This is a genomic window from Geobacillus genomosp. 3 (assembly GCF_000445995.2).
Taxonomy (GTDB): Bacteria; Bacillota; Bacilli; order Bacillales; family Anoxybacillaceae; genus Geobacillus.
The window spans coordinates 149,922-163,670 of record NC_022080.4 but is presented as its reverse complement, the minus strand read 5'-3'; the positions used below and the strand labels follow the sequence as shown (position 1 = coordinate 163,670).

Genomic DNA, 13,749 nt, shown 5'->3' with positions numbered 1-13,749 from the left:
GTCACTCTCTCCTTACTGTACAATTTATTGTGCAACTGCTTTTTCGCTAATATTGACCATCGCCGTTTCCGTCGATGGCTCCCATCGGACTTGTTCCGGTTTGTCCCATTGGATGGGAACTTGGTGCTCGCCGGCATCGAGCCCGCTGACATCGACATAAAGACGGACATCGTCCTTCGTCAAACCGCGGACGATATCAGGCGGACCGATGAGACGGACAGTAATTTTCCCTTCGAGCGGCTTCAAAAAATCGGCTTCGTACGAATCCGGCAGACCGACAACCGTGATCGGCACGTTCTCCCATGTGCGCGCCTCATCTTTTTCGATGTCGATATGAACCTTGACTTTGGCCGGGTCAACACTTTTTACTCCGTCGGGGGACGGAACGTCAAGCTCTACCGTTGTATCATCGGTGATGTCATCCAAATCGACCGTCAATCCTTCTAGCTTGTCAATTTGATCGAGCACCTCTTTCGGCCCATAAATCGTCACCCGGTCCGGCTCCGGATCGATGCTAACAAGGTGTACTCCGTCCGGCAGCTCCCCAGTGGTTTGTACTTGAAGTGGCACGGTCTTGCTCGGACTTTTTACCGGTACGGTCACTTCCACAACTGACGGCTGTGGCTCAACATTTATTTCATTGCCACCGCGGTCGTACACTCGGACTCGTGCTTCTTTCGTCAGCGTTTCCGTTGCTCCCTCCAAGTCGACGATCGCTTTGACAAACGAAATCTCGTCAATCAGCTCTTTCGCCCCGGTAATCGTCACAGCGTCCGGTTTCACGGTCGGCTCTCCGACAGAGTAGCCTTCAGGCATTTTGTTTCGGTTGAAAAACTCAACACCGATCGGGAAGCGTTTTGATACTTTTTCACGGATCGTCACTTTCACCGAAGCAGGCTGAATATTCACTTTCAGTTTCTCGGAAACATCCTTGTATTTGATCGGCACCGTATACGTTCCTAATGGCAAGTCGGTTAAATCGACGTACACTTCGAAATTCCGCTGCAGTGCCGTCGGTTTGACGATGCTTGCCGGACCTTGAAGCGTGACATTTACATATTTCGGCACGCCGGATACGACCAAGTTTTCCTCATCATAGTAGGCGACAACCGGGATATCGATCAATGTTTCCGTATTGTCCTGGCCAAATGTATTGCGTGTCTGCTCCCCGGGTTTCGCCCCGATATTGGCCGACATATAAAGCATAATGGCCAACAATAAAGAGACGACACGAATAAACCAAGGATGGTCCATTAATTTATCCATGTTTCTTCCCCCTCCATTGCCAACGGGAAGAAGCGGCGGTCTTCGCAGCCGGAGCCAACTCGCCTGTCAACAGTTCCCGGAATTCATCGATCGTTAAATCGCGGTACAGTTCGCCGTTTTTCGCCACTGACACCGCCCCGGTTTCCTCGGATACAACGACGGTGACACTGTCGGTCACTTCGCTAATGCCGAGCGCCGCCCGATGGCGCGTCCCGAGCTCCTTTGAAATGAACGGGCTCTCCGACAACGGCAAATAACAGGCCGCCGCAGCAATTTGATTTTTTTGAATAATCACTGCCCCATCATGAAGCGGTGTATTCGGAATGAAAATATTAATAAGCAACTCCGACGATACGTGCGCGTTTAGCATAATTCCGGTTTCAACATAGTCGCCCATCCCGGTTTCCCGCTCGATGGAAATGAGCGCCCCAATGCGCCGTTTCGCCATATATTCGGTCGCTTTCACGATAGCCTCAACCATCCGCAACCGCTCTTCATCTTCATTGACTGTACTGCGGGTAAACAGCCGCCCGCGGCCAAGCTGCTCGAGGGCGCGCCGCAATTCCGGCTGAAAAATGATGATGATCGCGAGAAACCCCCAAATGATCGCTTGATCCATCAGCCATTGCAGTGTAGTGAGTCCGAGATAATTGCTCACGAAGCGGACTAAAATAATTAAAAAAATGCCCTTTAATAACTGAATGGCCTTCGTCCCGCGAATCATCATCATCAATTTATAAATGACATACCAAACAACAAGAATGTCGACGATTTTCAATAAATACGACAAGATGGGGAGCTCTTCGAAGGACATCTTCACACTTCCTTTATTTCTACTTCCAATCTTCTGATGGTCATGGAAAAAGCCATCGGACGATGGCTGCCATCATTCAAGCGATTGGAGCGCACGGCTGACCCTCTCTTTAATATTATACCAAATCCATTCAAACACTTGATTAATTTCCTCTACTTCCCCGGTCACCCGCCCGGCCGACGCCATATATTTCTCCCCGTGGATCACCGTTACATCCCCATCAACCGTTCCTTCAATCCGGATCGATCCATTGCGGACGACAATGTCCCCTTTGACAGTTTCACCTTCTGGCACGATGACCATATGGTCGCGGATCACCACATGTTCATCAGCTGAAACGGAAAACGCTCCTTGCCCTCCCCATGAGGAGGCGACGCTTCCCATGGTGAGAAGAAGAAACAGCGAAGCGGCAGTCAACAGTGGATGTCCGTGCAGCCAACGGCGCAGCCGTGCAGTCTTTTTCTCCTTCGGCATCGCCCCCATCACCACTGACGTAAACGAGGGCGGCGCGGTCACATGGGAGGCATATTGTAGAAAGGCAACCGTTTTTTTTAGCTCATGAAAATGGGTAGCACAAGCGGTACACGAACGCAAATGCTCTTTTAGCCGTTGCTCCTCACCCGGCTGAAGATCACCGTCAAGATAGCTGTGCATGAGTAATACCATTTCTTTCGTACATTTCATAGTTTCCCACCCTCTTATAAATGGCCCAGTTGCCTGCGCAACGCTTCACGGCCACGATGCAGCCTCGTTTTCACCGTACCGACCGGCAGCTCTAAAATTTCGCTAATCTCTTGCAGCGACAAATCCTCAATGTATTTGAGCACGAGCACGCTTCGGTATTTCTCCGGCAGCTGTTCAATCGCCCGCTGTACCGTCTCCTGCAGTTCCAAGCTTTCCACCGCCTCTTCAGGGGACATTTCACGGGAAGGAAGCTGGGCCTGCATCGTCAATCCGTCCGTACCGTTTAGTTCCTCATCCAAATACACATCCGGCTTCCGTTTTCGCAATTTATCAATCGTTAAGTTCGTGGCAATGCGGTACAGCCACGTCGAAAACTTCATATCGGGATTGTACTTGTCAATATGAATATAAGCGCGGATAAACGCTTCCTGTGCCGCATCTTCCGCCTCATGGCGATTTCCAAGCATTCGGTAACAAAGGCGGTAAATCTTATCTTTATACAAATCGACAAGATCCGCATATGCGTTTTGGTCGCCTTTTCGGATCGCCTTAATTCTTTTTTTAATAAACAGATCCATAAAATACAATACCCCCGCCCTTACGGCTCATCTTATATTACGGCATTTCACTATGAAAAGTTTCATGCAACATGTTTATTGTACCATAGAACCGAAAGAGGAGGGGAAGCCAAACGAATGGCAACCCCTCCCGGTCACAGCGGGGAAAAAGCGATTTTGAACCGCCCGACAGCCCGTTAAATGAGTTTCTCCCCAAATAGCGACCCCATCAATGCTACTGCGACAGAAGCGGTTTTATTCCGCTCATCTAAAATCGGGTTCACTTCCACAAATTCCGCCGAAGTGACAAGTTGTGCTTCTGCCAGCATCTCCATGGCCAAGTGGCTTTCCCGGTATGTCAATCCGCCAATAACTGGCGTACCAACCCCTGGCGCATCGCTCGGGTCAAGTCCATCCAAATCGAGCGACAAGTGGACACCGTCCGTCCGTTCTTTTAAATAGGCGATCGTTTCTTCCATCACCTTCGTCATCCCAAGCCGGTCGACCTCATGCATTGTATAAATTTTGATCCCTTTTTCACGAATAAATTTCTTCTCCCCGTCATCGAGAGAACGAACCCCGATCAACACGACATGTTCCGGTTTGATTTTCGGGCTGTATCCGCCGATCCCCGTCAACGTTGGATGACCGAACCCAAGACTCGCCGCCAGTGGCATACCATGAATGTTTCCGGATGGCGACGTTTCCTCGGTATTGACATCGCCGTGTGCATCATACCAAATGACTCCAAGCCGCTCATAATGCCTGGCCACCCCGGTGAGCGTACCGATCGCGATGCTATGATCGCCACCTAGCACAAGCGGGAAGCGCCCCCGTCTGACCACCTCATCTACGGCCGCGGCCAACTTTTCATTCGCTTCCGCAACCGCTTTCAAATTACGCAGCCGTCCATCCCCCTGTTCGTGCAACCTCTCCGCCTTTCCAATCGGGATGTCTCCCAAATCTTCAATATCGTAATGAAGGCGTTCCAGCCGCTCAATCACACCTGCATAGCGAATCGCGCTCGGTCCCATATCGACGCCGCGGCGCGTCTGCCCCAAGTCCATCGGTACACCGATAATTGAGATTGGTTTCATGATGTCTTTCTCTCCTTTCCCATTTCCCCTTACACTCCTATTGTAGGGAAAGGGGAAGGATGACTCAACTCAACACTTTTTCGAATATTTATGCCATTTTGTTTCCCTCTGCTCGCTTCCATTCCATTGGAGAAATTGAAGATGTTCACTCGGATAGGAAGAAAAAAGGCAGTCTACTTCATATTGCGAAGTAGACTGCCTTTTACTTTTAATGGAGCCTATCGGGATCGAACCGATGACCTCCTGCGTGCAAAGCAGGCGCTCTCCCAGCTGAGCTAAGGCCCCGTTCAAAGCGGAAGACGGGACTCGAACCCGCGACCCCCACCTTGGCAAGGTGGTGTTCTACCACTGAACTACTTCCGCATCATGGTGAGCCATGGAGGACTCGAACCTCCGACCCTCTGATTAAAAGTCAGATGCTCTACCTGCTGAGCTAATGGCTCATGTTTTCAATAACACTCCAAGCATTGCTTTGCTCTACCTGCCCCTTCCTCTGCAAGCTCATTCAAGGAAGTTAAGTGCGTCGGGGGAGACCGCCAGTGAAGGGAGACTGTGATTTTATGTACAAAAAAATAATGGCTGGGCTAGCTGGATTCGAACCAGCGCATCACGGAGTCAAAGTCCGTTGCCTTACCGCTTGGCTATAGCCCAACGTTATAAAAGGAAAGGCGTGTCCGGTAATTATGATACCTCTTTTATGGGGGATTATACATTTTGAAATCAACCGTCCTTTTAGGGACGGTTGATTTCAAAAAGAGTGACCCGTACGGGATTCGAACCCGTGTTACCGCCGTGAAAGGGCGGTGTCTTAACCACTTGACCAACGGGCCAAAAAATCAATGGAGCTTCCAACCGGGCTCGAACCGGTGACCTCTTCCTTACCATGGAAGTGCTCTACCTACTGAGCTATGGAAGCATCAAAATGGCTCCGCAAGTAGGATTCGAACCTACGACCTACCGGTTAACAGCCGGTTGCTCTACCGCTGAGCTATTGCGGAATGATGAGGAAAAACTACATCTTCTCAATATGCCCGTTGCCTCTTCCTACGCTGACTAATTCCAAAAAGCACGTTCAACATTCATAAAGCTCTATGTCCCTTCCTCTTCCAGCCGATTCGAGGAAGCTGGATGCGTCGGGACAACTCGGAGCAAATTCGATGATGCCAAAGCTCGTCGCTAAGCTATTGCGGTAATGATACAACATTGCCTAGCGACGACCTACTCTTGCAGGGGCGCTGGCCCCAACTACCATCGGCGCTGGAGGGCTTAACTTCCGTGTTCGGGATGGGAACGGGTGTTTCCCCTCCGCTATCATCACTAGGCAATGAATGATTGATTTGCTTTAGACAGTAACTATTATATTCATTCTGTTTTGTTTGTCAATAGGAAATTCATTCCTTCAAAACTAGATAACCGTTTTGGGAAGAAGCCGCGGCGCTTCCGCTTTTCATGCTGTTTAGCTTCGGCTCGCCGCCGCTCGCCTGCGCTTTTCACTGTCTAGTTCCGGCCGCCATCGGCTCGCGACGCTTCGGTCCTGCTGCGGCGGCGACAGCCTCCTCGCAGGCCCTCCAGCGCGTTTCGCCGATAAGCGGGCGGCCTCCACTTTTCTTGGTTAAGCCCTCGATCGATTAGTATCCGTCAGCTGCACGTGTCGCCACGCTTCCACCTCGGACCTATCGACCTCGTCATCTTCGAGGGATCTTACTCGCTTCACGCGATGGGAAATCTCATCTTGAGGGGGGCTTCACGCTTAGATGCTTTCAGCGCTTATCCCGTCCGCACATAGCTACCCAGCGGTGCCCCTGGCGGGACAACTGGTACACCAGCGGTGCGTCCATCCCGGTCCTCTCGTACTAAGGACAGCTCCTCGCAAATTTCCTGCGCCCACGACGGATAGGGACCGAACTGTCTCACGACGTTCTGAACCCAGCTCGCGTACCGCTTTAATGGGCGAACAGCCCAACCCTTGGGACCGACTACAGCCCCAGGATGCGATGAGCCGACATCGAGGTGCCAAACCTCCCCGTCGATGTGGACTCTTGGGGGAGATCAGCCTGTTATCCCCGGGGTAGCTTTTATCCGTTGAGCGATGGCCCTTCCATGCGGAACCACCGGATCACTAAGCCCGACTTTCGTCCCTGCTCGACCTGTCCGTCTCGCAGTCAAGCTCCCTTGTGCCTTTGCACTCTCCGAATGATTTCCAACCATTCTGAGGGAACCTTTGGGCGCCTCCGTTACCTTTTGGGAGGCGACCGCCCCAGTCAAACTGCCCACCTGACACTGTCTCCCACCCCGATAAGGGGTGCGGGTTAGAATTTCAATACCGCCAGGGTGGTATCCCACCGCCGCCTCCACCGAAGCTGGCGCTCCGGCTTCTCTGGCTCCCACCTATCCTGTACAAGCGATACCAAAATTCCATATCAGGCTGCAGTAAAGCTCCACGGGGTCTTTCCGTCCTGTCGCGGGTAACCTGCATCTTCACAGGTAATATAATTTCACCGGGTCTCTCGTTGAGACAGTGCCCAAGTCGTTACACCTTTCGTGCGGGTCGGAACTTACCCGACAAGGAATTTCGCTACCTTAGGACCGTTATAGTTACGGCCGCCGTTTACTGGGGCTTCGGTTCGCACCTTCGCTTGCGCTAAGCGCTCCCCTTAACCTTCCAGCACCGGGCAGGTGTCAGCCCCTATACGTCGCCTTTCGGCTTCGCAGAGACCTGTGTTTTTGATAAACAGTCGCTTGGGCCTTTTCACTGCGGCTCGTTCGGGCTCTTCACCCAAACGAGCACCCCTTCTCCCGAAGTTACGGGGTCATTTTGCCGAGTTCCTTAACGAGAGTTCTCCCGCGCGCCTTAGGATTCTCTCCTCGCCTACCTGTGTCGGTTTGCGGTACGGGCACCTCTTCCCTCGCTAGAGGCTTTTCTTGGCAGTGTGAAATCGGGGACTTCCGGATAACTCCGTCGCCGTCACCGCTTGGCCTTTTTGATCCGCGGATTTGCCTACGGATCAGCCTTGCGGCTTGGACAGGCTCTTCCAACCGCCTGCTCGCCCTATCCTCCTGCGTCCCCCCATTGCTCAAACGGGAAGGAGGTGGTACAGGAATCTCCACCTGTTGTCCATCACCTACGCCTTTCGGCCTCGGCTTAGGTCCCGACTAACCCTGAGCGGACGAACCTTCCTCAGGAACCCTTAGGCTTTCGGCGCAGAGGATTCTCACCTCTGTTTTCGCTACTCATACCGGCATTCTCACTTCTAAGCGCTCCACCAGTCCTTCCGGTCTGGCTTCTGTGCCCTTAGAACGCTCCCCTACCGATGACCAACGGTCATCCCGCAGCTTCGGCGGCACGTTTAGCCCCGGTACATTTTCGGCGCAGAGTCACTCGACCAGTGAGCTATTACGCACTCTTTAAATGGTGGCTGCTTCTAAGCCAACATCCTGGTTGTCTGGGCAACTCCACATCCTTTTCCACTGAACGTGCACTTCGGGGCCTTAGCTGGCGATCTGGGCTGTTTCCCTCTTGACCACGGATCTTATCACTCGCAGTCTGACTCCCAAGGATAAGTCATTGGCATTCGGAGTTTGACTGGGTTCGGTAACCCGATGAGGGCCCCTAGCCCAATCAGTGCTCTACCTCCAAGACTCTCACCTTGAGGCTAGCCCTAAAGCTATTTCGGGGAGAACCAGCTATCTCCAAGTTCGATTGGCATTTCACCCCTACCCACACCTCATCCCCGCACTTTTCAACGTGCGTGGGTTCGGGCCTCCAGCCGGTGTTACCCGGCCTTCACCCTGGACATGGGTAGATCACCTGGTTTCGGGTCGACGACGACGTACTCATACGCCCTGTTCAGACTCGCTTTCGCTGCGGCTCCGCCTGTTCGGCTTAACCTCGCACGCCATCGTCACTCGCCGGTTCATTCTACAAAAGGCACGCCATCACCCTTAAACGGGCTCTGACTACTTGTAGGCACACGGTTTCAGGTTCTCTTTCACTCCCCTTCCGGGGTGCTTTTCACCTTTCCCTCACGGTACTGGTGCACTATCGGTCACTAGGGAGTATTTAGCCTTGGGAGATGGTCCTCCCTGCTTCCGACGGGATTTCCCGTGTCCCGCCGTACTCAGGAGCCGCCCGGGAGGGAACGAAGTTTCGACTACAGGGCTGTCACCTTCTCTGGCCGGCCGTTCCAGACCGGTTCGTCTACCCCGTTCCTTTCTCACTCCCATCTGGGCGGTCCTACAACCCCAAGAGGCACGCCTCTTGGTTTGGGCTGTTCCCGTTTCGCTCGCCGCTACTCAGGGAATCGCGTTTGCTTTCTTCTCCTCCGGGTACTAAGATGTTTCAGTTCCCCGGGTGTGCCCTCCATGCCCTATGGATTCAGACATGGATCCTGCCCCATTACGGGCAGGGGGTTCCCCCATTCGGACATCTCCGGATCGACGCTTGCTTACAGCTCCCCGGAGCGTTTCGGCGTTTGCCCCGTCCTTCATCGGCTCCTAGTGCCAAGGCATCCACCGTGCGCCCTTTCTAGCTTAACCTACAGCGCTTCTCGGCTTCTTCCTAAACTGTCTAGCGTCGGCGCCTGGCTCTCTTCTGCCAAATAACCTTCCCCCTCGGGGTGCAAGCACCCCTACGGGTGAAGAACATTTGGCTTCAAGAGCCGATCTCGGCGCCTCCGCTTTTCCGGTTATCTAGTTTTCAAAGAACGATGGGAAGGAATTTTTCATTCCTTCAAAACTGAACGAAACGAAAGCGCAATTTGCGTTGAATCACGACTGATGTCTAGCTCCAGCGCCTGGCTCTCTTCTGCCAAATAACCTTCCCCCTCGGGGTGCAAGCACCCCTGTGGGTGAAGAACATTTGGCTTCGAGAGCCGATCGCGGCGCTTCCGCTTTTCTTCATCCTTAGAAAGGAGGTGATCCAGCCGCACCTTCCGGTACGGCTACCTTGTTACGACTTCACCCCAATCACTTGCCCCACCTTCGGCGGCTGGCTCCCTTGCGGGTTACCTCACCGACTTCGGGTGTTGCAAGCTCTCGTGGTGTGACGGGCGGTGTGTACAAGGCCCGGGAACGTATTCACCGCGGCATGCTGATCCGCGATTACTAGCGATTCCGGCTTCATGCAGGCGAGTTGCAGCCTGCAATCCGAACTGAGAGCGGCTTTTTGGGATTCGCTCCCCCTCGCGGGTTCGCAGCCCTTTGTGCCGCCCATTGTAGCACGTGTGTAGCCCAGGTCATAAGGGGCATGATGATTTGACGTCATCCCCACCTTCCTCCGACTTTTAGCCGGCAGTCCCTCTAGAGTGCCCACCTGAATGCTGGCAACTAGAGGCAAGGGTTGCGCTCGTTGCGGGACTTAACCCAACATCTCACGACACGAGCTGACGACAACCATGCACCACCTGTCACCCTGCCCCCCCGAAGGGGGAACGCCCAATCTCTTGGGTTGTCAGGGGATGTCAAGACCTGGTAAGGTTCTTCGCGTTGCTTCGAATTAAACCACATGCTCCACCGCTTGTGCGGGCCCCCGTCAATTCCTTTGAGTTTCAGCCTTGCGGCCGTACTCCCCAGGCGGAGTGCTTATCGCGTTAGCTGCAGCACTAAAGGGTGTGACCCCTCTAACACTTAGCACTCATCGTTTACGGCGTGGACTACCAGGGTATCTAATCCTGTTTGCTCCCCACGCTTTCGCGCCTCAGCGTCAGTTACAGGCCAGAGAGCCGCCTTCGCCACTGGTGTTCCTCCACATCTCTACGCATTTCACCGCTACACGTGGAATTCCGCTCTCCTCTCCTGCACTCAAGTCCCCCAGTTTCCAATGACCCTCCACGGTTGAGCCGTGGGCTTTCACATCAGACTTAAAGGACCGCCTGCGCGCGCTTTACGCCCAATAATTCCGGACAACGCTCGCCCCCTACGTATTACCGCGGCTGCTGGCACGTAGTTAGCCGGGGCTTTCTCGTGAGGTACCGTCACCGCGCCGCCTTGTTCAAACGGCGCTCCTTCGTCCCTCACAACAGAGCTTTACGACCCGAAGGCCTTCTTCGCTCACGCGGCGTCGCTCCGTCAGACTTTCGTCCATTGCGGAAGATTCCCTACTGCTGCCTCCCGTAGGAGTCTGGGCCGTGTCTCAGTCCCAGTGTGGCCGGTCACCCTCTCAGGCCGGCTACGCATCGTCGCCTTGGTGAGCCGTTACCTCACCAACTAGCTAATGCGCCGCGGGCCCATCCGCAAGTGACAGCCAAAGGCCGCCTTTCAACCGAAGATCATGCGGTCTTCGGTGTTATCCGGTATTAGCTCCGGTTTCCCGGAGTTATCCCGGTCTTGCGGGCAGGTTGCCCACGTGTTACTCACCCGTCCGCCGCTGACCAAACCAGAGCAAGCTCCGATTCGGTCCGCTCGACTTGCATGTATTAGGCACGCCGCCAGCGTTCGTCCTGAGCCAGGATCAAACTCTCCAAAAGAAAGTTGATTGGCTTCATTAGCGTCGACACCGAAGGTGTCGAAACGCTCGCGCTTCGTTTCGTTCAGTTTTCAAGGAACGACGACGCTGCTTGGATATAAACAAGTTTATTCCCTCACCGACTTGTCTCTCACAAGCAGCTTCTTTATACTAACATAAAACATTTTTGGTGTCAACTGTTTTTTACTTTTTGTTTACACATTCTTTTCAATGTTTATCGCTATCGAACAATCTGTCCGATTAGCGACGATTATTAATATATCACCATAAAATAAAAAGTGCAATACCTTTTTACTTCTGATTTCGTGGAAATTATAGGTTCCTGTTTCACTTCCACCTTCAGTCTTCTTCCTTGCCTTACCGCTCAAAAGACACGGCAAATATGTTTCATAACGATCATGGCCGGCTGCATAAGATGTACATAGGACAACTGTTTAAAGGAGGATGGACGCCATGTTTTATGCGCTGAACGGGCGGGCGCTGAAAAAAGCTCTCATTATTATTTGTTCCGCCTTTTTTACCGCTGTCGTTCTGTACGCCTATGAAATGAACCGTCCGGTTTTGTCGCTCCCTTCCGGTCCAAAGGCGGTATATAAGGTGGACAATAACCGTGATGAGGTGGCGTTGACATTTGACATTAGCTGGGGAGATGAGAATGCAGACAAAATTTTAGATGTCTTAAAACAGCATGGGATTAAAAATGCGACCTTTTTTTTATCAGCTTCCTGGGCCGAACGCCATCCGGCTGTTGTGAAACGGATCAAACAGGAAGGACATGAAATCGGCAGCATGGGGTATAATTTTGTCAACTACACAGAACTTGAGAACGCCAAAATCCGTCAGGATTTAATGATGGCGGAAAAAGTATTTGACACACTGGGGATTAAGAATGTCGAACTATTGCGCCCCCCAGGGGGGAACTTTAACCAAAACGTACTAAAAATTGCGGAGTCTCTCGGCTATACGGTCGTACATTGGAGCATCGACTCAAAAGATTGGCTGAACCCCGGGACAGAGCAAATTGTCGCAAACGTCACCAATGATTTAGAGCCAGGCGATATCGTACTCCTTCACGCTTCTGATTCGGCGAAACAAACCGCAAAAGCGTTGCCGGAAATTATTGCGGCGATGAAAGAAAACGGGTATAAAAACGCCAGTCTTTCTGAACTATTGGCAAACGGTGGAGCTGAAAGCAAGGGGATTGACTAAAGCCAGAAGGCGAGCTTTGCATCACCCCCAAAAGGCGGAACCCTCCTCCGGATGCGGCGCGGTCACGCCGCCAGCGGGCGCAAGAGGATGTCCATACCCCGAAGGTATTCTCCCCACTTTCGTCCGCTTTGGAATGGAGGGTCCCCACTAGGCTAAACGCTTTCGCGTCCACGCCTGCGCCAACAAGCAAGGCCTTCTCTGCGCACGATAATAAAAAAGAACAGGCGGCACCTTACTTCCGCTTATTGTTTCGTGCCGCCTGTCAACTTATGCAGTATAAGGAGCTGGTATGAATTGCATACTAATAGTGTGATCAACATCAAATATAACCAATCTTGGTCATTAATACGCAAAACAGGGAACCATTCCACGACTGTTACAACGACCATAAAGAATAAAGACGGGATGAACGCTCCTTTATTCGTTTGCACACTCTTAGCATAGGCAGCGGCCAACCCGACCGCCAAAACAAACAAAGCGATCAATATATACGGGATGATCGACTCCCCCGCTGCTGCAAACGCCATGTAACGAAAGTACACTAAATCAAATAGTACAAACAGAATCAGGACAAGTTGCACCGCGCTCCATAGCGAGCGGAAAATGCCAAGTCCGAAGCGGTGAACAGTCAAATACGCAAAAAACCCTGCCTGGCTAATGACACTAAAAATGAAGCCAACGCCAATATGCCATAGCAACACGGCCATCAATTCAACAATCTCCAAACGCAGAAGAAGATGTCCAAATTGTTTCCAGTTCAAAACCATACCGACAGCTGCTGCAGTAACTCCCCCGATCAGCAGTGTAGTCAAAAATAAGCGCACCCATTTGCGGCTGTTCACAGTTTGCTTCATCCTCCATCATTTCATCATAATCCGCTTAACATTTTACCAGTGCCCTCCTGAAAAAGCCAGCTTCCATTCGGTCAAATGCATATTTTTTTCGTCAACATTCATATTAAAGGTGAGGGATTTTTGCAGAAAGGAGCCCAATTTTATGAACAAGTGCATACCGCTCCTCTTGCTCAGCTTTCTCGTTCTTAGTTCTTGTGCTCCTCAAGAAATCAGCCCTCCTCCTCCGGATTACGAACAAACAAAAAAAATGGTCGTTGACATTTTAAAAACGGACGAGGGGAAAAAGGCGATTCAAGATATTATGTCGGAAGACCAAATGAAGCAGCAGCTGATCATGGATCAAGCGGCTGTAAAAGAGACATTGCAACAAGTGTTGACGTCTGATCAAGGGAAGAAATTTTGGGAAAATGCGCTAAAAGATCCAAAATTCGCTGAAAGCTTCGCAAAAGGATTGCAAAAAGAACACGAAAAAATGATGAAGGCGCTCATGAAAGATCCTGAATATCAAGGAATGATGATCGACATCCTAAAAGATCCTGAAGTGGAACAGGCGATGGTCGATGTATTAAAAAGCAAGGAGTTCCGTCAACATTTGCAAAAGGTGATTACAGAAACGTTAAATAGTCCGTTGTATCAAGCAAAAATTCAGGATATGTTGACCAAAGCGGCAGAAACGCTCCAACAAGGTGGAGGAAAACAAGGAGAAGGAGGAGGGGAAGAAGGAGGAGAAGGAGAGGAAGGTGGCGGCAACCAACAAGGAGGCGGGGGATCATAAAGCGAAAACGGTGTCCGTATGCTGAACTAA

8 protein-coding genes, 7 tRNA genes and 3 rRNA genes are annotated in these 13,749 nt (G+C 51.9%); 2 read left to right on the top strand and 16 right to left on the bottom strand.

Annotated features, from left to right (window positions below):
* Positions 1-24: 24 nt before the first annotated feature.
* From M493_RS00935 to M493_RS00865, 15 genes are all read right to left on the bottom strand, one after another.
* Positions 25-1,266, bottom strand: coding sequence for a YbbR-like domain-containing protein (locus M493_RS00935; RefSeq protein ID WP_020958400.1), 1,242 nt, complete (start codon positions 1,264-1,266; stop codon positions 25-27).
* The gene (gene cdaA / locus M493_RS00930) at positions 1,259-2,080 is read right to left on the bottom strand and encodes a diadenylate cyclase CdaA (RefSeq protein ID WP_020958399.1); all 822 of its coding nucleotides are present in this window, start codon (positions 2,078-2,080) and stop codon (positions 1,259-1,261) included. Before cdaA ends, M493_RS00935 begins: the two co-directional genes overlap by 8 nt.
* A gap of 72 nt (positions 2,081-2,152) precedes the next feature.
* The gene (gene rsiW, locus M493_RS00925; RefSeq protein WP_020958398.1) at positions 2,153-2,764 is read right to left on the bottom strand and encodes an anti-sigma-W factor RsiW; all 612 of its coding nucleotides are present in this window, start codon (positions 2,762-2,764) and stop codon (positions 2,153-2,155) included.
* A 14-nt stretch (positions 2,765-2,778) separates the two neighbouring features.
* Entirely contained in the window at positions 2,779-3,342 is a 564-nt protein-coding gene (sigW, locus tag M493_RS00920; RefSeq protein ID WP_020958397.1) for an RNA polymerase sigma factor SigW, read from the bottom strand.
* A gap of 176 nt (positions 3,343-3,518) precedes the next feature.
* Positions 3,519-4,418 carry an arginase gene (rocF, locus tag M493_RS00915; protein WP_020958396.1) on the bottom strand — a complete coding sequence of 300 codons (900 nt, stop codon included), beginning with the start codon at positions 4,416-4,418 and terminating at the stop codon, positions 3,519-3,521.
* A 212-nt stretch (positions 4,419-4,630) separates the two neighbouring features.
* Positions 4,631-4,703: transfer RNA gene (locus M493_RS00910), tRNA-Ala, on the bottom strand.
* Between the two features lie 6 nt (positions 4,704-4,709).
* A tRNA-Gly gene (locus M493_RS00905) sits at positions 4,710-4,781 on the bottom strand.
* 4 nt (positions 4,782-4,785) lie between these two features.
* Positions 4,786-4,861, bottom strand: a tRNA-Lys gene (locus M493_RS00900).
* Positions 4,862-4,994: 133 nt separating this feature from the next.
* Positions 4,995-5,069 (bottom strand) — tRNA-Gln (locus M493_RS00895).
* A gap of 107 nt (positions 5,070-5,176) precedes the next feature.
* Positions 5,177-5,248 (bottom strand) — tRNA-Glu (locus M493_RS00890).
* A 10-nt stretch (positions 5,249-5,258) separates the two neighbouring features.
* A tRNA-Thr gene (locus M493_RS00885) sits at positions 5,259-5,334 on the bottom strand.
* A gap of 7 nt (positions 5,335-5,341) precedes the next feature.
* A tRNA-Asn gene (locus M493_RS00880) sits at positions 5,342-5,416 on the bottom strand.
* Between the two features lie 207 nt (positions 5,417-5,623).
* A 5S ribosomal RNA gene (rrf, locus tag M493_RS00875) occupies positions 5,624-5,740 on the bottom strand.
* Between the two features lie 286 nt (positions 5,741-6,026).
* A 23S ribosomal RNA gene (locus tag M493_RS00870) occupies positions 6,027-8,954 on the bottom strand.
* Positions 8,955-9,324: 370 nt separating this feature from the next.
* Positions 9,325-10,882: ribosomal RNA gene (locus M493_RS00865) — 16S ribosomal RNA — on the bottom strand.
* Together the 16S, 23S and 5S rRNA genes with 7 tRNA genes alongside form the textbook arrangement of a ribosomal RNA operon.
* Positions 10,883-11,334: 452 nt before the next feature.
* Here M493_RS00865 and pdaB point away from each other — a divergent pair.
* Positions 11,335-12,090: a polysaccharide deacetylase family sporulation protein PdaB gene (gene pdaB, locus M493_RS00860; protein WP_020958394.1), complete on the top strand. Its 756-nt coding sequence runs from the start codon at positions 11,335-11,337 to the stop codon at positions 12,088-12,090.
* Between the two features lie 242 nt (positions 12,091-12,332).
* Here the strand turns inward: pdaB and M493_RS00855 are convergent, their stop codons facing one another.
* Positions 12,333-12,932, bottom strand: coding sequence for a KinB-signaling pathway activation protein (locus tag M493_RS00855; protein WP_023817414.1), 600 nt, complete (start codon positions 12,930-12,932; stop codon positions 12,333-12,335).
* Positions 12,933-13,086: 154 nt separating this feature from the next.
* On the opposite strand from M493_RS00855, the gene gerD reads away from it, so the two are divergent.
* A complete protein-coding gene (gene gerD, locus M493_RS00850; protein WP_020958392.1) occupies positions 13,087-13,719 on the top strand; it encodes a spore germination lipoprotein GerD in 633 nt (210 codons plus the stop codon).
* Positions 13,720-13,749: the final 30 nt, after the last annotated feature.